We start from the raw sequence: 20,196 nt of genomic DNA, 5'->3' as shown, positions 1-20,196 counted from the left end.
TCCCTCGGGGCGGGCCAGGGCATGGCCTCATTCAAGTAGCTGCCCCGGATCCACCTGAGTACAAACAGGTAGCCGCCAGTAGTCAAGACAGGTAGCAATTACGGGTGCACCCCATGTGCCAAGGGGCTTGACTTGTACTAATTCCAGGAACCCACCCAGAAGAGGTCTCAGGATGAGCCAGGTCAGGGTATTCGCCGTCCCTAAAAGCGAACACTACCGAAGTGCGGGCATTGTTTCGAGCAACGGGACGCCGCGCCTTTTGGCTCACCAACCTGACTCCTGCGAACTCACAGCACTTATTGCTCCTGCATCAGGGCGCGCCGGATCCGCCGGCGCTGCGGTCAGAGCCGAAGTCTTGGAACTTCCTGAGACTAAGCCCTCCCACACACCGCTGGCTTAGCCGGCCAAGAATTGGAAGGAGGCATGGCGTGGGCCTAAGAATCGGCTATGCAGCAGGCGCGTTTGACCTGTTTCACATAGGTCACCTCAATATCCTCAAGCACGCCAAGGCGCAATGCGACTATCTGATCGCCGGCGTCGTCTCCGACGAGATTCTCGAAAGGGCCAAGGGCCACCTCCCGGTGGTGCCGCTTGCCGAGCGGTTGGAGATCGTCAAAAACATCACGTATGTCGACAAGGTGTATGCGGAGCTGATTCCGGACAAGCTCCAGGTGTGGGAAGAACTGAGGTTCAATGTGTTCTTCAAGGGTGATGACTGGCGTGGTACGCCCGAAGGTAAGCGGCTGGAGCGGGCATTCGGCGAGGTTGGCGTCGAAGTTGTCTACTTCCCCTATACCGTGCACACGTCAAGCTCGGTCCTGCGCACTGCCCTTGAACTTATCAATCACCCGGTCGGCCCGGAAGGCCGGATCCACGAGGTACAGCGATGAATGGACTGAGAATCGCGATGGTGGGGACGCGTGGTGTCCCCGCCCATTACGGCGGATTCGAGACAGCCATCGAAGAGATTGGCCAGAGACTGTGCGCCCGGGGACACAAGGTGACGGTTTACTGCCGTGACCTTGATGGCAGCGCGACGCGTGAATCGACGTACCTCGGCATGGACCTGGTCTACTTGCCGGCGATGCATAAGCGAGCACTGGAGACGTTGAGCCATACCGGCCTTTCAGTAATGCACCTGCTGCGTCACCGGCCCGACGCGGCCATCGTCTTCAACGCGGCCAACGCCCCGTACCTACCCCTCTTCAGGGCTGCCGGCATACCTGTCGCAACGCACGTGGACGGCCTTGAATGGAAACGGGCCAAGTGGGGCCGGGGAGGGCAGCGGTACTACCTAAGCGTGGAGGCTTTGGCTGTCCGCTGGTCCGATGCGCTGATCGCGGATGCTGTGGGCATCCAGAACTACTACCGGGACAAGTTCGCCGCCGAAACCGTCTATTTGGCGTACGGTGCGCCAATACTGGACAACGCCCCATCGCACAGGCTGGCAGAACTCGGGGTTGAGCCCCGCAGCTATCATCTGGTCGTAGCGCGCTTCGAGCCTGAAAACCACGTCGACCTGATCGTGGAAGGCTACGTCCGCAGCCAGGCGAAGGCACCGTTAATAGTGGTGGGCTCGGCACCGTATTCGGATGAATACACACGCTTGGTTCACCATCTCGGCGACGAACGCGTTCGGTTTGTTGGTGGCGTCTGGGACCAGGAATTACTGGACCAGCTCTACGCCCACTGCCTCGTCTACTGGCACGGCCATTCGGTAGGTGGCACCAACCCCTCTCTCCTCCGTGCGATCGGTTCCGCGGCGGCGACAAATGCGTTCGACGTCGACTTCAACCGCGAGGTGCTTTCGGACTCCGGCCGGTATTTCGTTGGCCCCGACGACGTCACGGCGCTTGCAGAGGAGGCTGAGGTGCAGCTGCCCGCTCTGCGGGAGAGGGGCGCGCTGGGGCAGCAGCTCGCCCGGAGGTTCGACTGGGACATGGTCGCGGCGGGATATGAACAGCTGTGCGGCGACCTCGTCCTGGCACACCAGCCTGCTCGTGCCCTGGCACGGCCGGACCGCCAGCGGAGTCCCAAGCACGCCCTCAAGCGGCGTAACACCGTAGGAGCGCGCTGATGTCCGGGCAACATGCGAAGGTGGCCGCCGCCGCAGAGCTCATGCCCTACGCAGGCTACCGCGACGCCGTCTCCCGGCTTTCAGGCGCGCAAAAGACGGCGGCGCGGGGTGCGCCGGCCTACTCGAGGTTCGTGAACCGGCGGCTGGGACGGTATTTGGCGGCAGCCGCATTTGGTTTGGGACTGACGCCCAATGCTGTGACGGCGATCAGCGCAGTCTTCACCTTCTCCGGCATCGGTCTGCTCGTGGCCTTCCCGCCGTCGTGGGGGCTGGGCATCGCGGTCTCGCTGTGCCTGGTTGTGGGGTACGCCCTGGATTCGGCGGACGGACAGCTCGCGCGACTTACAGGCAAGGGCTCGCCTGCCGGTGAGTGGCTCGACCACATGGTGGACTCCGTCAAGACGTCGGTTCTGCCCCTTGCGTTGCTCGTTGCCCTCTACCGTTTCGAAGCAGTGGACCAAATTTGGCTGCTTGTTCCCTTGGGGTCCGCCGTCGTGGCAGCAGTGTTGTTCTTCAGCATGATTCTCACCGAGCAACTGCGCAGGCAACGCGGAGTGGTTTCGCTGGCCAACGATGCGTCAGGACCCTCGTGGCTTCGTTCTGTCCTCGTGGTCCCCATGGACTACGGCGTCCTGTGCCTGAGCTTCTTCGTTTACGGCGCCACCCCACTGTTCATGGCCATTTACACCGCAATTTTCGCCGCAACCGCAGCCTTCCTGGCGATGGCTTCGGTGAAGTGGTTCCGGGAGTTGCAAATCCTCTATGGCACGCCGTCCACTACGCCTCCGAAACGGAACCAGGCCGGAAGCGGCGTAGCGACACTATCTGATCTTGGGGCATAGGACATGAGCGAGCCGGGGAACAACGCAAGGGACCATGGACGAATGAGTCCACGGTGGGTCGGCTTCGCCCTGGTGCTGGCCCTGTTGGCAGCGGCCGGAGCAATCTGGACCTTCACTCAATGGGGGGCATCCGAAATGTCCGCACAGAGCCCGGGTTCGGTGCAGAGCCCGGATTCGCTTGGGCCCTCCGCGAGCCCGACCGAATCAGCAACGCAGACGGCCGGACCTTCCGCTAGTCCTACCACGACCCCTGACCCCGGCAGTTCCTCACCACCGCCGGAGACCACTGGCCCGGCCACGGCGGCGGCTGTTCCGCAGCCCGGCGATCCGGCTCCCGTGGACCGTTCGAACAAGAGCGACGAAGAACTGGCAACCATCGACCAACCCGTGGCACCACCCGTACCGCTGGTCGCCACGAAGGTTGTGAAGTCAGGCGTGTCCGCGACGATCAGCGAACTTGTTGCCGTGGAAGGGGAAGCCATCGGCATCGGCGAGATCGCCGGCCCCGCTATCCGGTTCAAGGTGACCGTGCAGAACGATACTGGCGCCGAGATTTCCTTGGACCCGGCTGTCATCAACGTCAGTTACGGACAGGACGACTCTCCAGCAAGCACGCTGAGCGGCCCCGGTACTGTGCCGTTCCCCGCCAGCGTCGCCCCAGGCACGAGCGCTTCGGGGGTCTTTGTCTTCGGAGTTCCGAAGGATGCCCGGAACCTTGTGAAGATCTACCTTAACCTTGACGCCGCCACCCCGATAGCCGCTTTTGAAGGGCAGGCACCGGCATGAGCGCTCATCCCGTGGCACGGTCCGCCGTCAAGCGTGTCCGTAAGGTATTCAAGCGGATCCGTGCCTATGGCGGCCTGCTGATTCTTCGGTGCCGAAACCTGCTGGTGCGTGAACCGGTCACGGGCACGGCCGACGTCGTCGTGTCCATGACAAGCTACGGCGCCCGGCTGCGGACGGTGGACATCGCCCTTGAGTCGATTGCGAGGGGGACAGTCAAGCCGAAGCGGATGATCCTGTGGTTGGACGATCCGGCGGCATTCGAGCATCGGACCCCCGCTTTGCTGCGTCTTCAGCGGCGTGGCCTGGAAACCAGGTTGACCAGGAACTTCGGCCCGCACACAAAGTACTTTCCGTATGTTGAGTCTTCGGCTGAGTTCGATTGCCCCCTCGCCACAGCCGACGACGACATCATCTATCCGTCACGGTGGCTCCAAACCCTTGTCGAGGCCAACCACGAGCATCCGGATATGGTCCATGGACACTGGGTGCGGATGATCAGCCTCAACGACGGAAGCATCTCCCGTTACAAGGATTGGACGCAACGCCGGGACACTTCCCCCGGCCTCAACAATTTTGCGCTGGGCGTCTCGGGAGTCATCTACCCGCCAGGCATGCTGCGGGAACTCAGGACGCGTGGGGACCAGTTCATGGACTTCTGCCCGGGAGCCGACGACATCTGGCTCCATTGGGTAGCCCTTGGGGCAGGCATCCAGACAAGGCAGGTGCGCGAGGTAGCCCGTCACTTCCCAATGATCCCCGGCAGCCAAGCCCACGCCTTGAGCGACGTGAACGTGGGATTACACCGCAACGACGATTGGATCCGGGCTCTGTACTCAACCTCGGACGTAATGGCCCTTATGACTGCCGGCGACGCCGGAACCCTCAAGGATGGAGAGAGCAATGCGAGTTAACGGACAATCGGGGGGCGGGAATCGCATCGTGCCCGAAGCGACGGCGCTACGGATGGTCCGCACAAAGCTGCGCCTCCTAAGATCCTTCCTTGCAGTCTCCCTCAGCGCGGCCCTGGCGATTTCTCTCGGTGTGGTGGGCGGAGCCTTGCCGGCGGCCGCAGACACTGCACCCGCTGCAGGGGTACCTGTCACGGTATCCGCTGACGGACTGCCGACTGCCCAGATCAACGGAGTCGCATGGACTCAGGTGATCATCGGCAACACGGTCTATGTGGGCGGAAACTTCACGGAGGCCCGGCCAGCCGGAGCGGCACCCGGTACCGGAGGAGTAGTTCGAAACAACATCCTTGCCTACAACCTCACCACGGGTGCGCTGCTGCCGTTCGCTCCCAGCTTCAACGGTGAAGTGACCGCCTTGGCAGCGTCTCCGGATGGAACACGGCTGTACGTCGGCGGAGCCTTCACGTCCATCAACGGCTCCACGGTCTGGCGTGTAGTTGCGTTGAACCCCACCAGTGGAAACCTCATCACAAGTTTCCTGCCGCGGATGTCTGCATCCGTGCGGGCCATCGTGGCGACTCCAACCACCGTCTACCTTGGCGGACTTTTCAACGCGGTTGGCTCGGTCAGCCGCGATCGGCTGGCTGCCGTCTCGGCGTCGAACGGTGCGCTCCTTCCTTGGAATCCGCTCGCCGTCGGCGGCCGGGTAAACGCCCTTGCATTGTCACCTGACGGAGCGAGCATGGTGGTCGGCGGTGCATTCACCTCGTTGAACGGCTCCGCCAATCCGGGTTTCGGTCTGGGCAAGGTGGACACCAACCTTGGCGCAAACCTCCCGTTCCAGATCAACAACGTGGTCCGCAACGGCGGAACAAACGGCTCCATCACAACGTTGGCCTCCGACGGAACCAACGTGTATGGCGGCGGCTACACTTTCGGCCGCACGAGCACCCTCGAAGGCGTGTTCTCCGTCAACTGGTCGGACGACTCCACCAAGTGGATCGAAGACTGCCACGGCGACACTTATTCAGTCTTTCCAATGGATGACGTGGTCTACTTGGCAGGTCACGCCCACTATTGCGGGAACGTCGGAGGATTCCCGCAGGCGGAACCTTGGGAGTTCCAGCGGGGCCTGGCGTTCAGCAAGGCAGCTACCGGGGTCCTGACGCAGGAAACCCATGGGTACACAAACTACGCGGGCACACCTGCGCCCTCGTTGCAGAACTGGTTCCCGTACATGAATTCCGGAACGATCACAGGGCAGGACCAAGGCCCCTGGACGGTCACTGGCAACTCAGACTATGTGGTCATGGCCGGTGAGTTCACCATCGTCAACAACCAACAGCAGCAGGGCCTTGTCCGCTTCGCGAAGAGCAACATCGCTCCCGACCTGAGGGGCCCCCGGGTCGACGGCCTGAACTTCAACCCGACGCTCTCCACGCCGGCTGCCGGCCAGGTCCGCGTCCGCTGGCAGGCAAACTGGGATCAGGATAACGAGAACCTGACCTACGAGGTCCGGCGCAACGGCGCAGTCATCGCCACGATCGACCAGGCTTCCACATTCTGGAACCGCCCCGGCATGACGTTCCTGGACACGGGGCTGGTCCCCGGACAGAGTTACGGATACAGGATCTTCGCCATTGATCCGTTCGGAAACGATGCCCGCAGCGAGACCATCAACATCACAGTGGCCGGCTCAGTTACGCCGCCAGGTTCCTACGCCCAAAGCGTCCTGGCGGACGAGCCGAACAACTACTGGCGGCTCGGCGATCCAAGCGGCACCGCGGGCGTCGATCTCGCAGGCAAGGATGACTTGCTCTTCCGCCCGGGCGTGACCCTGGGTGCGCCGGGCGCGATCGGCGGGGAAACCGATACGGCTGCAACTTTCAACGGCACATTGGATGGGATTGCCGTCGACCGAACACTGGACTTCAGGCCGCAGGTCTTCAGCCAGGAGGCCTGGTTCAAGACCGGATCCATCACTGGCGGCCAGATCTTCGGATATGGCAACACCCAGACCACGGTGTCCACCGATTTCGATCGGGTGCTTTACATGTCCAACCTCGGCAGGCTGTTCTTTGGAGTCCGGCCAAATGGAGTCACACGCCAAACAGTGAGCTCTGTAGCCAGCTACAACGACAACCAATGGCACCACGTAGTGGCCACCCTGGGCAGCAACGGCATGCAGTTGTTTGTCGACGGCGTGCTGGTGGGAAGCCGAACCGACGTCACGTCAGCGTGGCAGTTCGACGGCTTCTGGAGGATCGGCGGGGACAACCTCGGAAGCTGGACCAACCGGCCAACCAACCGGTACTTCAACGGCCAATTGGACGACGTCGCCATCTACCCCTCCGTCCTCCCGCTGTCCCGGATCCAGGCGCACTACGTTGCTTCAGGCCGGAACGTCAACGCTCCGCCGGCCCCGCCAGTGGCAGCATTCACCTCGACTACAGAAGGCTTGACAGCCTCTGTTGACGGCACAACATCCTCCGACGCGAACGGGCCGATCACAGACTACGCCTGGAACTTCGGCGACGGCGGCACAGGCTCCGGCGTCACTGCCCAGCACGTTTACGCTGCAGGAGGGACGTACGACGTTACACTCACCGTGACTGACAACACGGGCCTCACTAATTCGGTGACCCATCCCGTGACGGTGACGGCTCCGCCGCCCAACCAGGTGCCGGTGGCTGACTTCAGCTTCACTGCCAGCAATCTCGCGGCGGCCTTCGACGGCTCAGCCTCGGCAGACGCCGACGGCACCATCGCCGGCTACGCCTGGGACTTCGGCGACGCCACCAGTGCAACGGGCGCGACGGCGAACCACACCTACGCGGCCGAAGGCACCTATGCGGTGAAGCTGACAGTGACGGACGACGACGGTGCCACCGGAACAGTGACCAAGAACGTCACGGTGACGGCACCCCCGGCTAACACAGTCCTGGCCGCCGACGCCTTCGGCCGGACCTCCACGGGTGGTTGGGGCACCGCCGATACTGGCGGGGCCTGGACCATAACCAGTGGAACGTCCAGCTTCGCCGTCAACAATGGCAGCGGAGCAGTCTCGCTGGGTGCAGGCCAGAGCCGAATGGCACTTCTGAAGTCCGTTTCCACCGCGGCCAACGATTCGCGGGTGACCGTGACCGCCGACAAGCCATCCACCGGCGGAGGCTGGTTTGCCTCCTTGCTTGGACGCAGGCTTGCCGACGACGCCGCCAACACCGACTACCGCGCCAAGATCAAAGTGGCGAGCAACGGTGTGGTGACGCTCTACCTGACCCGCGTGGTCAGCGGAACGGAGACGACACTGGCCCAGGTCAACGTCGCCGGACTCACAGTCGCGGCCAACGATCCGGTCGTCCTGAGGCTACGGCTTGAGGGCACGTCCCCGACGTCCCTCACAGCCAAAGTCTGGCGGGCATCTGCAGCGGAGCCTGCCGCCTGGCAGCTGACGGCAAGTGACAACACGGCAGGCCTACAGGTCGCTGGTGGGACCGGCCTCGTGTCCTACCTGTCCGCCAGTGCAACCAACGCACCCGTCACGCTGCGCTACGACAACCTCAACGTCACCGCGGGCGGCGCCCCGGTGGCAAACGCGGCGCCTATTGCCGCCTTCACGTCCACCACCAGCGGACTGACGGCCAACCTGAACGCCGGAACATCCTCGGATAGCGACGGCACGATCACCAACTACGCCTGGGACTTCGGTGACGGCACCACGGGAAGCGGCGCGACGCCGTCGCACGCCTATGCCGCCGCCAACACCTACCAGGTGACGCTGACGGTGACAGATGACGACGGCGCCACGAACGCCGTGACGCAACCGGTCACTGTGGCTGCTCCGCCGCCGCCAGGCGTCCTGGCAGCAGACGCTTTCGGCAGGACCGTGGCTTCTGGCTGGGGCAGCGCCGACAACGGCGGCGCCTGGACCGTAGGAGGTGGCTCCTACAATGTTGGAAACGGCGTTGGAACCATGCTCTTGGGAGCTCCAAATGCAGGACCTTGGGCAGGCCTGCAGGCCGTCAGTGCAACCGACACCGATGTACGCGTCAAAGTCTCCCAGGACAAGATAGCCACCGGGGGAGGATCGTTTGTCGGCGTGATAGGCCGCAAGGTCGGTACTGGGAACGAGTACCGGGCAAAGCTGCGGATCTTTGCCAACGGGACGACTTCGCTGTATCTGACGAGGCTTTCGGCCGGAGCGGAAACAACCTTGCAGTCGATCTCGATCCCGGGACTCACGCTCGTAGCCAACGATCAGGTACAGATACGGCTCCAGGTCACCGGGACGAATCCCACCACGCTCCGGGCGAAAGTCTGGCGGGACGGAGCCACGGAGCCAGCGGATTGGCAGCTGACGGCGACGGACACAACGGCGGCCCTGCAGGCGGCGGGTTACGTTGGCCTGATGTCCTACTTGTGGGGCACCGCAACCAATGCTCCCGTAGCCGTCCGCTTCGACGACTTTGCCGTGACCACACCGTGAGCCGGCGGAGCCTATGACTGGTTCACAGCCGTCCGCCTAGTGCGGGAAGGAACAGTATGAACCACGTACTAAAAGCACACGTTTCACGAAAGGGCGGCGGCAAGCCGGTCGCCGCCCTCGCAGCTGGTTTTATGCTGCTTGCCGCCTCCATCATCGCTATGCCCCAAGGTTTTGCCGATACGGCACCGACGAATCCAAACGATCCTAAGACACCGGTAACTGTGTCGGCGGATGCCCTGCCAACAGTCCAGATAGACGGAGTTGTCTGGTCGCAGACGATCATCGGGAACACCGTCTATGCTGTGGGCAAATTCAGCTCTGCCCGTCCGGCCGGTGCAGCACCGGGATCACAGACTGTGCCACGACAGAACATCCTGGCCTACAGCTTGACCACGGGCGCGCTGATTTCGTCCTTTGCCCCGACCCTCAATGCCCAGGGCCTCACGATCACCACTTCGCCGGACAAATCCCGGCTCTATGTCGGTGGCGATTTCACGTCGGTCAGTGGCCAGACCAGAAACCGGGTGGTAGCGCTCAACCCAACCACGGGCGCAGTGCTGAGCGGCTTCGCGCCCAAGGTGAACGGCTCGGTCCGTGCGGTGGTCGCTTCTGCAGACACAGTGTGGGTGGGCGGCCTCTTCACCACAGTCGGCACTGTGGCGCGCAACAGGCTGGCGGCCTTCCGGTCCTCCGATGGATTCATGTTGGCGTGGAACCCTAATGCCAGCGGTGGCCGGGTCAATGCCCTGGTAGTTTCGCCCGATTACAAGCGCGTGGTCGCCGGAGGGGCCTTCACCACGCTGAACGGTTCCTCGAAGCCCGGGTATGGTCTTGGCGCAACGGATGCGGTATCCGGCGGCATCATTGCGACGCCAGTCAACGATGTGGTTCGCAATGCAGGCAGCGGTGCGGCAATTACGTCTCTGTCTACGGATGGCACCAACTGGTACGGCACGGCTTACGACTTCGCCGGCACAGGCCTTTTGGAGGGTGCTTTCTCGGCCAACTGGTCGAATTTGGGACTTAAGTGGCTTGAGGATTGTCATGGAGACTCGTACAGCCTGTTCGCGAACAACACGGCTGCCTACGTCGCAGGGCATCCCCACTATTGCGGAAACCTTGGTGGCTTCCCGGAGACGAGTCCAAGGACATGGCATCGGGCGATCGCGTTCAGCAAGGCAGCTACCAGGACCTTAACGGCGGACACCCAGGGGTACAAGAGCTTTACAGGCCAGCCAGCGCCAGAGTTGCTGACCTGGTTCCCGGACATGGATACGGGCACGGCCACGGGCCAGAACCAAGGTCCTTGGCATGTCACGGGCAACAGCCAGTACATCCTGATGGGAGGGGAATTCAAGACGGTGAACTTCAAAGGCCAGCAAGGTCTTGTGCGTTTTGCCGTTTCTTCGCTTGCGCCCAATAAGGAAGGTCCGAGGTCGTCGGCCGCCGCCACGAACCCGGCCCTGAGCTCGCCCGCCAAGGGCCAGATCAAGGTCCGCTGGCAGTCCAACTGGGACCGGGACAACAGCAACCTCACATACCAGGTTTATCGGGACGGCGTTGTGGTCAACACCCAGGCGAAAGCGACGACATTTTGGAACAGGCCTACTTTGGAGTACTTGGACACGGTGGCCTCCGGGTCTGCGCACAGTTACAGGATTGTGGTCAAGGATCCCTTCGGGAATTCAAAGCCCTCCACAACCGTCAGCTTCACGGCGAAGTGAAGCATGGGAGCTATGTTGTGGGAGTTACCGGCGCGAAGGCCAGCAATGACAATCCTCGCGGAGAAACTCGAAATAAGTCCAACGAAAGCGCTAACCTATATATGACGGAAATCACAGGCGGAAGAGTTCCCACCGCCCGAGTTTCCCGTCGTGTCGCAGCGGGGACGATCTCCAGTTGCCAATAAAAGTGGGCGGCTCAGCGCCCAGGAAACGCACCCGCAATGGTGCGCTTCGATGACGACAGCGTGACTTCCACTGGATGATCCGCTGAAGGCGAGCTTCGAGCTGAAAGGCCACTGAGATGTCATGGCAACCACGAAAGTATGGGCGCCATTGGGCGACTGAGCCGGCGCGGCCCGATACTGACGAATTGAGGCCCCTGCCGCCGGCGGATAGTTCCCCGGGGAGTGCGCCCAAGGGACGGGTACGGGACGTCCGGGTCCATCTGTATCTTCGGATGCTCTGTACGATGGCTGCCTGGATCCTGGCTGTTTCCGGCGTGATGGTGGGTGCGCCTGCCTTCGCTGACTCGGCACCGGTGAACCCCAATGACCCTAAAACACCTGTCACGGTGACGGCGGACAGCCTCCCCACTGCCCAGCACGATGGCGTGGCTTGGCACGCGGTCACGGTCGGTAACACGGTCTATGTGGCCGGAAGGTTCAACAACGCACGACCCTTCGGGGCTGCACCTGGAACGCAGCTGGTTTCGCGGCGCAATATTCTTGCCTTCGACCTGGCGACCGGCCAGCTCAGGACCAGCTTCGCCCCGGTCCTGAATGGCCAGGCTTTGGCCATAACGGCCTCGCCGGACGGCAGCCGCATCTACGTCGGTGGTGACTTCACTACGGTGAACGGAGTAACACGGAACCGAATTGCCGCTTTGGATCCGAACTCCGGAGCACTTATCAGCGGTTTCGCTCCCAATGTGGGCGCAACCGTCCGGGCCGTCGTGGCCAGCGACTCCACGGTCTGGTTCGGCGGCACATTCACAAATGTGGGCTCGGCGTCCCGCAACCGCCTCGCCGCGGTAAACGCCAGCAACGGGGCGTTGCTGTCCTGGGCCCCCAATGCGGCGAACGGCCGCGTCAATGCCTTGGCACTCTCGCCCGAAGAAGAGCGCGTGGTTGTCGGCGGCGCTTTCACTACCCTCAACGGTTCAAACCGACCCGGCTATGGGCTTGGCATGGTCAACGCGACCACCGGTGCGACGCTTGCTATCCAGGCAAACGACATCGTGCGCAATGCCGGTACCGACTCGGCCATCCTTTCCTTGTCCAGCGACGGGACCACTTTCTACGGCACAGGCTATATTTTTGGCACTGGCGGTAACCTCGAGGGCGCCTTTGCAGCCAACTGGTCCGACGCCAGGATTAAATGGATCGAGGACTGTCACGGAGACTCCTACGGTGCGTTCGCCACGAACACTGCCGTGTACGTAGCCGGTCACCCGCATTACTGCGGGAATTTTGGCGGCTTCCCCGAAACCACTCCGCGGACGTGGCACCGGGCTGTGTCCTTCGGCAAAGCGGCGACCGGAACCCTCACGAAGGACATCTACGGCTATCCGTCCTTCACCGGCCAGCCCGCCCCCTCAATGTTGAACTGGTTCCCCGATATGGACACCGGGACGGCCAGCGGACAAAGCCAGGGCCCGTGGGCGGTTACTGGCAATAACAACTACGTCGTGATGGTGGGCGAGTTCAGGAACGTAAACCAGAGCCCGCAGCAGGGCCTGTCACGCTTTGCCGTGAAGGAGATAGCTCCCAACAACCAGGGACCACGGGTTTCCGGCTCCAACTTTGTGCCATCGCTGAGCAGCCCTGGGGCGGGCCAGGTTCGAGTTCAATGGCAGTCGAATTGGGACCGCGACAACTCCAACCTGACATATACGGTCCTCCGAAACGGGTTGCCGGCCTACACGGTCTCACAACTCTCCACGTTCTGGCAGCGGCCCACCCTGACATTCAATGACAGCGGGCTTGCTGGCGGAACGCACAGTTATCGGATCAGGGTTACAGATCCGCTGGGCAACACTGTCACGGGGGACAGCCGGACGATATCCATTGCCGGAACCAGCAATGAGCCGCCCGTGGCCAGCTTCTCCGAGTCCGTCAGCGGACTGACGGTCAGCGTCAACGGCTCCGCCTCCTCCGATCCGGACGGCAGCATCAGCTCATATACCTGGGCCTTCGGAGACGGAGGCACCGCTACGGGCGCCACCGCCAGCCATACCTATGCTGCGTCCGGCACCTACAGCATCAGCCTGACGGTCCGGGATAACAGTGGGGCAAGCAGCAGCACCTCCCGGAACGTCACGGTCAGTTCCGGCGGAAACCAGTCGCCGTCGGCCTCTTTCACCACGTCGGTGAGCGGGCTCAGCGCGGCCGTCAACGGCTCCGCCTCTTCTGACCCCGACGGCAGCATCAGTTCCTACAATTGGGACTTTGACGACGGCGGCACAGCCACCGGCGCGACAGCGCAGCACACCTATGCTGCTGCAGGAACCTACACCATCACGCTGATAGTGACGGACAACGACGGCGCCACAGCGAGCACCACGCGGACTGTCACCGTGAATTCCACTCCAGGCGGGGCGTTGGCCTCCGATGCTTTCGAGCGGACGCTGTCCACTGGCTGGGGCGCGGCCGACGACGGCGGCACTTGGGCGCTGAACGGATCGTCGTCGTACTTCGCGGTGGGAAATGGCCTGGGTGCCATAAACCTGGCCGCAGGCCGGGGACCCTCGGCCTATCTTCCGGGAGTATCGGTGACAGCAGCCGACACCTCAGCAACGCTCTCGCTCGACAAGATCGGCAATGGCGGCGGGACGTTCCTCGGAGTGACCGGCAGGCGGGTGGCCAGCAACGAATATCGGGCCAAGATCAAGGTGGAATCCAACGGAGCGGTGACGCTGCAAATCACCCGGCTGGCGGGTGGCAGTGAAACCACCCTCAGCCAGACCTCGACGGGTTTCTCCATTACGGCGGGGCAGGCAGTCAGGCTGCGTGTCCAGGCGACGGGAACCTCACCTACCACCATCCGGGCCAAGGCCTGGCGTGCAGGAACGGCCGAGCCAGCGGGCTGGATGCTGACCTCGACCGACACAACGGCCGCGCTGCAAAGCGCCGGTTCGGTGGGTCTGTTGGCCTATCTCTCGAGTGCCGCCACGAATGCTCCGGTGATTGCACGGTTCGACGATTTCACTTCGGTGCCCGGCTAGGCCGAAACGCCGAAGCACTCAGGGAACAGGCCGATGGCCCGTTCCCTGAGTGCTTGCAGCAGATCGTCAGGGGGCCGCATTTTCGCGGCACACCTCCGCTAGCTGTCGTAGCGGATGCCCAGGTCCCTTCCTTCTTTGAGGTAGGTGTTGTTGTCTTCCCACCGGTTGTACATGAGACCGGTGACTTTGCTCCTGGAACGGCTGATAACGCGGATGGGGTATTTGGAACCGTTGCCGAAATCGTACTGGTTGCGGCCCAGGAAGTTGCTCTGGACCGTTACCACAATATCGCTGTACTTGCTGCCCACGGCGATATTGATGCTGGTCTGGCCGTCGTCCACCCAGTTCCGCCTGACCAGAACATTAGCGAGTTTGGCGACGTTTTGCTGGAGCATGATACCGATCCCGGCATGCGTTCCGCGGGGGTTCGGTGCGCTGCCTGAACCGGTCACTGCAGAGGCCACCACGGTATTGCCGACGATGGTGATGTTCTCGCCGCCCTGGACCTGGATGCCGTCATTGTGTGTGCCGTCAGAGTGTGCCGGATCGTTGCTCCAGTAAGTGAGCTCATTGATGAAGTTGCCTTCAATGGTGACGTTTGCCTGCACCGGACCGCCCGGACGGTTGAACACGCCAAGGCCATCGTTGGTCCGTTTGATGCGGTTGCGGCGTGCTGTGTACTCGTGGCCCACGATGCCGTCGCGGTAGTAGCTGGGGCGGTCCGGGATGATGGTGCAGTCTTGGACAAGCAGGTTGTAACAGCTACCGCTGTTGGCATCCACGATGCCTGTATTGGAGCCGGGGATATGCTTGCCGCCGCGGAGCCGGCAGTTGCGAATAACGACGTTGCGGGCGCGGACCTTGATGTCGCCGTAGATATCCAGGTTCTCAAGGACCGTGCCGTCGCTGGTAATGATCAGGTCTGTGCCAGCTGTGTTGTGGGGCGTCAGCGCTGTGCCGGTGATAACGCCCGTGTTGGCATCGGTGGGCTTGTATTCGCCGTATATCAAGCCGTCGCGGCTGGTGGCTGCCGTTGCTGGCTGGGCCACCCCATAACCGGCCAGAACGGTACCGAGGGCGCCGGCGAAGCCGAGCCCCAGGGCACGGCGACGGGTAAGAGTGTTCGTTGAGTTCATAACTATTCCTTTTTAAGAACAGGCGGGCAGGCAGGAAGCATCCGTAACGCGGTTGCGCACATCGGCTTGAGACCCCTGGTCCGCGGTGAAGTGGGACTAGCTGTTGTAACGGATGCCGCCGTCGCGGCCTTCAACGAGCAACGCCAGGGTATCCGCCCAGCGGTTGCTATCCAGACCATATACGGTGCTAGCTGAGCGGCTAATGATTCGGATCGGGTATTTTGAACCGTTTCCGAAGTCGTACTGGTTCCGGCCCAGGTTGTTGTTGCGGACCGTTACCGTGATGTCGGCGTATTTGCCGTTGGCGATGTTGATCGAGGTCTGGCCGTCATCTACCCAGTTGTTCTCCACCACGACGTTGGCCAGCTTGGCCACGTTTTGCTGGAGCATGATGCCGATGCCGGCGTGGTCGCCGCGGGGGTTGGGTCCGGAGCCTTCGCCGAGGACGGCGTTGGCTACGACGGTGTTTCCGGCGAGGCGGATGTTCTCGCCGCCTTGGACCTGGATTCCGTCATTGTGGGTGCCGTCGCTGTGTGCGGGGTCGGAGGACCAGTACGTGAGCGAGTGGATATAGTTGCCTTCGGCGGACACGTTGGCTGCCGCGGGACCTCCCGGCCGGTTGAAAATGCCCAGACCGTCGTTTGTTCGCTGGATGTGGTTCCGCAGGGCCTTGTAGTCATGGCCCACAATCCCGTCACGATAGTAGGAGGGCCGGTCCGGGATGATGGTGTTGTCCTGGACAACCAGGTTGGAGACGGCAGAGCTGTTCGCGTCGATGATGCCCGTATTGCTGCCCGGGATATGGGTGCCGCCGTGCAGACGGCTGTTCTTGATGGTGACATTTGCGGCACGGACCTTGATGTCGCCGTAGATTTCCAGGCCGTCCAGGATGGTGCCGTCCTGGGTGATGACCAGGTCTGCCCCTGAAGTGTTGTGCGGCGTCAGCACGGTGCCGGCAGGTACGCCGGTGGTGTCCGCTGACGGCTGGTAGGTTCCGGTGACGAGACCGGAACGGTCGGCTGCATCAGGCTGTGGCGCCGGAGCGGGTTCAACTTTGCCTTGGGGCATAACGGTCAGGGCGGGCTCGGGCTCTTGAGCCGCCGGAGCAGTTGCTTCAACTGCCGTGCCTGCATCCGGTTCCGGGGCGGCCGGCGTCGCTGGTGCTGCCTTTGCTGACGCGGGAGCGGCGGGGCTGCGGGCCGCCGCCGCGTCAAATTCAGGGTTTGCCAACGAACTGGCGCCCACAAGAGACGGCTGTCCGCAGCCCGTCAGGACGAGCGCTGCCACCGTAAGGACGGCTGCGCTCAGCGAATAACTTCTTCGGGTGCGTATGTTTTGTGTCTGTTTCGCCATAATGCAATAACCTCTACGTCTCGTTCTCCGGGCACGGGGAATCGCACAGGCCAGCGCTATGGGACGGCTAATGCCGAGTCTACCAAGGCGCAAAGCCTAGTTAATTGCTTAATGTGCGGCGCCAACGCAGATGCCGAGGCCTGAGACCTAGGCGGGGGGTAACCCAAACGACAACTGCAGTGACTTTCCCGTTGGCATCCCCGACCACGGCTGATGGGTTTACCGTAGTAGAGTCTGGCTAATGTTGCAAAATGGTAACGGTGGTTTCGAGCCTCAAGTCATGCCTTGGGCGCCGATTCGTTTGGCATAAAAGTCGGCGACACGCCGAGGAAAACCCCGGGTTTTGGCGAAGTTTGCACTAACGTGCCGGAGCTGGGAAAGTTGTGAAAAATTTCACTTGCAGCGGTGCTGCTATAAACGTAACCGAACGCCCCCGACGCCATGCCGAGACCCCGCGCCGCGGTCTTCAAGCCACTTGCCCGGTGAGCTGACCCGGGCAGCTGAGTTGCCGCGTGAATAGTGTGTCCGAGCCGCCGCTCAGGCCGAATCGTGCGTCGAATTCGAGCGGCATGGCCCTGATCTGCGGTAGATGCAACAGGAGGTTGTTCGTTGCCGCCACGCTCAGGGGGAATTCCCGTAGCCAATCGCCGGCGCTGGAAGAAGCGTCCGGCGTTGATCGCCAGAAGATCTTTTGGTGCTGCGGGCCGGGGGAGGGCCAGCTTCAGGTCTTCCGCCTGGCGCTATGTCAGGACCGCGATAATTATCCCGCCAGGAGCTGACCCGTCTTTTCCGTCATGCTCAGTCATGGCATTGCTCCATGTGGTTTGGATGTGGCCGGCTTATGTCTGCCCACGAGCGAGGCGGCGTCACGCAGGTACGCCTTCAGCATCCGGCGATGGAAAAGCCACAGGATAGCCACCGCCGAAACGACGAACACTCCCAAGCCTCCGAATAACATTCCCGCAGGCCCCAGGTCCGTGAGCGAGAGTAAGCCGTAGCCCGCGGCACCCCACGCAGCCGCGTGGGCGCCGGGAAAGATGCTGCCAAGTTGTGACCTCGCCGTTACCCCCGTCAGGGACTTCTGGATGCGCAGCAGGACCGGTGTCAGGACAAAGCCGGCAGCCGCATAGCCAACTGCCACCCCCAAGAGCCCGAATTGAAGTCCTATGACGATACCGCCGACCTGAACCACGGCCGCCAGGATCTCGTAGCGGATGATGAGCCGGCCCTGGCCCAGCCCCTTCATGAGGGAGGGCGTGATGTAAAAAACTGTTTCACGTGCCCCGCCGATCGCGAGAACGCTGACCAGCGCCGCGGCAGGCATCCACTCGGGTCCGAGCACAAGGTTCACCAGGACAGGAGCAGCGCAGGCCACGTAGACCATCAGGGGTATGGCGGAGATTGCAAGGATGCGCGTGGCAGCCACCAGCTTCTCGGCTACGAGTGCGGGTTCCTGGGCGGCGCGCGCAAAGGCGGGGAACATCACCCGGTTCACGGTCTGTCCGATGAGCTGTACGGGCATGACGAGGATCCGGTAGGCCATTCCGTAGAGTGACAGCGCGGCTACGCCCAGGAACCTGCCCACCAGAATGCTGTCGAGGTTGCGGGAGAAATAGGCGAGGCAGTCTGTGGCGAAAACACTGGAGCTGAACTTCAGCAGGGGCACCACGGACCGGAAGCTGAAGTTTGGCCGTGGACCCTTACTGGCAATCATCAGCGCAACGCCGCACACGAGGTCAGTAACCACGACTTGGTACACCATCGACCATGGTCCGGCGCCGGCAAAGGCCGCACCGATGCCGGCGGCGCTTCCGGCAGCGGCTGCTGCAATGTCCGAGGCGCCCACGCGATGAAGCTGGAGGTCACGGGACAGCATGGCCCTCGGTGTGATGGCAAGGGCCTTGATGGGGATGGCGAACGCGAGCACCTGCAGGATGGGTTCCAACTCGGACACGCGGAAAAACCCGGAGACCAACGGCGCCGCGAACCACGTTCCGGCACCGAGTAAGCCCGCGATCAGGAGATTCAGCGTGACAGTGGCCCCGGCCAACCGCCGGGTGACCTCGGGCCTTTGGATCAATGCTGCGGACAGCCCCTGGTCCAGGACCAAAGCGACCAGGCTGATGAAGACGGTGGCGCTGGCGATCACGCCGTAACTTTGGGGCCCCAGGATTCGGGCCAGGATTACGGCCGAGAGGATCTGGAATCCCTGTCGGGCAACCACAGCGCCGAAACTCCACCGGACGCTTCGCGCTGTCTTCCGGGCACCGTTGTCCGGTTCTGATTCTGTTGGCGCCGGTGCAGCAGGTCCCTCTGCCTGTGCATCCGGCCTTTTCCCTGTCACGCCGGTCTGCCAGAGGCCTGGGCAAGATAACTGGCCATTAGTGCACCAAACCGCTCCGGGCTGTGGCGGGTGGCGGCTTCCCGGGCGTCGGCGATCGCGGCGGCGCGGAAGTCGGGCCAGCCCAGCGAGACTGACTTAAGGGCCGCCGCGAGGTCGGCAGATTTCCCGGCGGCCACAAATTGAGCTGACTTGTAGCCAGCCGCCGCCTCCCGAAGCCCGGACGTGTTGCTGACCACCACGGGGCGGGAGGCGAGAACCGCTTCAACCGCTGTGTTCCCAAAGGGTTCATCCAGCCGGGAAGGGACCACGACGACGTCGGAATCGGCAAAGAAGGGCCACACATCATCCTGGAAACCGTGGAAAGTCACGTGTTCCGAGGCACCCGCTGCCTGGACCTTTTCTCGGAGCCCGGCCTCATACGCCTCGTTGCCGTGGAATACGGCCCCTACGATCGACAGGTGCGCCGGCACCCCCTGCTGCAGGAGCTGGAGCAGTGCGTCGACGGCGATGTCCACTCCCTTGCGATGGGAGAGCCGCCCGACATAGAGGATCCGCAGTCCGCCGGAGAGCCCGGTCCGGGGCGGGCGGTCCGTTGGTGGCCCGGGCACCCCATTGTTCAAGACGGTGGAACGGCCGCGCAGGATGCCCAGTGAGCTGTCCAAGGTTTCGGTGCTGAACCTGCTGTTGGTCAGGATCCCGCTGGAGAAGATCAGGGGGAAAGCCAAGGCGGCACGTATGGCGCGGGGGGCGTTGGCCTCAGCCTCATGGACGTGGGTGACCACAGGGATGCCGCATAGCCGGCCGACTGCCGTCCACAAGGGAACAGTGATGGTGTTTGCCAGGATGACATCTGGTCGGACACCGCGGATGACCCCGATGCTGCGGAAGAGGCCGTGGACCACGGCTCCGCTGACATTTAGCAGCCCGAGGGGGGAAAGCATGCTCTTGCGCAGGACGGGAGTGGGACAGAGGATGACACGGGCTCCGCGGCGTACAAGCTCAGGAACGAGCAGGCCCGACGACGGCAGGGTCACCACTACCCGCGCGCCGGAGCGCTCCAAGCCCTCGATCGTTTCCAGGAGCACCCGGTCCGAGCCGTAGAGGTCGGCGCTGGGATGCGCCACCAGGACTTTAAGCGATCGCATTGCTTCATTCATTCGCGCCCCAGGGTACGTGGACGGGCCGGGAACAGCCGGTCTCGAAAGGGGGGCCTCGGGACCTTCCGCATAGCGCCTCTGCCCACCTCCGATGAAGCCGCGTTGCCCCGGATTAGGGACAGACTACGGCTGCGCCGACCGTTTGGCTAGGCGCCCG

The 20,196-nt window shown here is 62.7% G+C and carries 12 protein-coding genes; 8 read left to right on the top strand and 4 right to left on the bottom strand.

Features of this window, described 5'->3' with window-relative positions:
- The first annotated feature begins 428 nt into the window (after positions 1–428).
- The 8 genes from ACFC25_RS12720 to ACFC25_RS12685 all read left to right on the top strand — a co-directional run bounded on the left by ACFC25_RS12720 (position 429) and on the right by ACFC25_RS12685 (position 14,049).
- Positions 429–890, top strand: coding sequence for an adenylyltransferase/cytidyltransferase family protein (locus ACFC25_RS12720; protein WP_376045632.1), 462 nt, complete (start codon positions 429–431; stop codon positions 888–890).
- The gene (locus ACFC25_RS12715) at positions 887–2,077 is read left to right on the top strand and encodes a DUF1972 domain-containing protein (protein WP_376045629.1); all 1,191 of its coding nucleotides are present in this window, start codon (positions 887–889) and stop codon (positions 2,075–2,077) included. The genes ACFC25_RS12720 and ACFC25_RS12715 overlap by 4 nt, the downstream gene beginning before the upstream one ends.
- Positions 2,077–2,919: a CDP-alcohol phosphatidyltransferase family protein gene (locus ACFC25_RS12710; protein ID WP_376045626.1), complete on the top strand. Its 843-nt coding sequence runs from the start codon at positions 2,077–2,079 to the stop codon at positions 2,917–2,919. Before ACFC25_RS12715 ends, ACFC25_RS12710 begins: the two co-directional genes overlap by 1 nt.
- Positions 2,920–2,961: 42 nt before the next feature.
- Positions 2,962–3,705: a hypothetical protein gene (locus ACFC25_RS12705; RefSeq protein WP_376045623.1), complete on the top strand. Its 744-nt coding sequence runs from the start codon at positions 2,962–2,964 to the stop codon at positions 3,703–3,705.
- Positions 3,702–4,616, top strand: a complete 915-nt coding sequence (locus tag ACFC25_RS12700; protein WP_376045620.1) for a hypothetical protein — start codon at positions 3,702–3,704, stop codon at positions 4,614–4,616. Before ACFC25_RS12705 ends, ACFC25_RS12700 begins: the two co-directional genes overlap by 4 nt.
- A 52-nt stretch (positions 4,617–4,668) precedes the next feature.
- Positions 4,669–9,102 (top strand): PKD domain-containing protein, encoded by a 4,434-nt coding sequence (locus ACFC25_RS12695; RefSeq protein ID WP_376045617.1) that lies wholly within the window; start codon positions 4,669–4,671, stop codon positions 9,100–9,102.
- Positions 9,103–9,158: 56 nt separating this feature from the next.
- Positions 9,159–10,826, top strand: coding sequence for a hypothetical protein (locus ACFC25_RS12690; protein WP_376045614.1), 1,668 nt, complete (start codon positions 9,159–9,161; stop codon positions 10,824–10,826).
- Positions 10,827–11,295: 469 nt separating this feature from the next.
- Complete coding sequence (locus ACFC25_RS12685) at positions 11,296–14,049, top strand: PKD domain-containing protein (protein WP_376045612.1); 2,754 nt, start codon at positions 11,296–11,298, stop codon at positions 14,047–14,049.
- Between the two features lie 98 nt (positions 14,050–14,147).
- Here the strand turns inward: ACFC25_RS12685 and ACFC25_RS12680 are convergent, their stop codons facing one another.
- The 4 genes from ACFC25_RS12680 to ACFC25_RS12665 all read right to left on the bottom strand — a co-directional run bounded on the left by ACFC25_RS12680 (position 14,148) and on the right by ACFC25_RS12665 (position 20,027).
- The gene (locus ACFC25_RS12680) at positions 14,148–15,185 is read right to left on the bottom strand and encodes a hypothetical protein (RefSeq protein WP_337346586.1); all 1,038 of its coding nucleotides are present in this window, start codon (positions 15,183–15,185) and stop codon (positions 14,148–14,150) included.
- Positions 15,186–15,281: 96 nt separating this feature from the next.
- Entirely contained in the window at positions 15,282–16,538 is a 1,257-nt protein-coding gene (locus ACFC25_RS12675) for a hypothetical protein (RefSeq protein WP_337350019.1), read from the bottom strand.
- Positions 16,539–17,340: 802 nt separating this feature from the next.
- The gene (locus ACFC25_RS12670) at positions 17,341–18,882 is read right to left on the bottom strand and encodes a lipopolysaccharide biosynthesis protein (RefSeq protein WP_376045608.1); all 1,542 of its coding nucleotides are present in this window, start codon (positions 18,880–18,882) and stop codon (positions 17,341–17,343) included.
- Positions 18,879–20,027 carry a glycosyltransferase gene (locus ACFC25_RS12665; RefSeq protein WP_376045605.1) on the bottom strand — a complete coding sequence of 383 codons (1,149 nt, stop codon included), beginning with the start codon at positions 20,025–20,027 and terminating at the stop codon, positions 18,879–18,881. Before ACFC25_RS12665 ends, ACFC25_RS12670 begins: the two co-directional genes overlap by 4 nt.
- Positions 20,028–20,196 lie beyond the last annotated feature (169 nt).

Origin of the sequence: Pseudarthrobacter sp. NPDC055928, assembly GCF_042270935.1 — a bacterium.
Lineage (GTDB): Bacteria > Actinomycetota > Actinomycetes > Actinomycetales > Micrococcaceae > Arthrobacter.
Note: the sequence above shows the minus strand (reverse complement) of the source record. Positions and strands in the feature narration are given on the sequence as shown.

Bases quoted from the DNA above. Each gene is read 5' to 3' on its own strand.
- ACFC25_RS12705 (WP_376045623.1), top strand. From the start codon at position 2,962: ATGAGTCCACGGTGGGTCGGCTTCGCCCTGGTGCTGGCCCTGTTGGCA.
- ACFC25_RS12665 (WP_376045605.1), bottom strand. From the start codon at position 20,027: ATGCGATCGCTTAAAGTCCTGGTGGCGCATCCCAGCGCCGACCTCTAC.
- ACFC25_RS12715 (WP_376045629.1), top strand. From the start codon at position 887: ATGAATGGACTGAGAATCGCGATGGTGGGGACGCGTGGTGTCCCCGCC.
- ACFC25_RS12690 (WP_376045614.1), top strand. From the start codon at position 9,159: ATGAACCACGTACTAAAAGCACACGTTTCACGAAAGGGCGGCGGCAAG.
- ACFC25_RS12685 (WP_376045612.1), top strand. From the start codon at position 11,296: ATGGCTGCCTGGATCCTGGCTGTTTCCGGCGTGATGGTGGGTGCGCCT.
- ACFC25_RS12680 (WP_337346586.1), bottom strand. From the start codon at position 15,185: ATGAACTCAACGAACACTCTTACCCGTCGCCGTGCCCTGGGGCTCGGC.
- ACFC25_RS12695 (WP_376045617.1), top strand. From the start codon at position 4,669: ATGGTCCGCACAAAGCTGCGCCTCCTAAGATCCTTCCTTGCAGTCTCC.
- ACFC25_RS12710 (WP_376045626.1), top strand. From the start codon at position 2,077: ATGTCCGGGCAACATGCGAAGGTGGCCGCCGCCGCAGAGCTCATGCCC.
- ACFC25_RS12700 (WP_376045620.1), top strand. From the start codon at position 3,702: ATGAGCGCTCATCCCGTGGCACGGTCCGCCGTCAAGCGTGTCCGTAAG.
- ACFC25_RS12675 (WP_337350019.1), bottom strand. From the start codon at position 16,538: ATGGCGAAACAGACACAAAACATACGCACCCGAAGAAGTTATTCGCTG.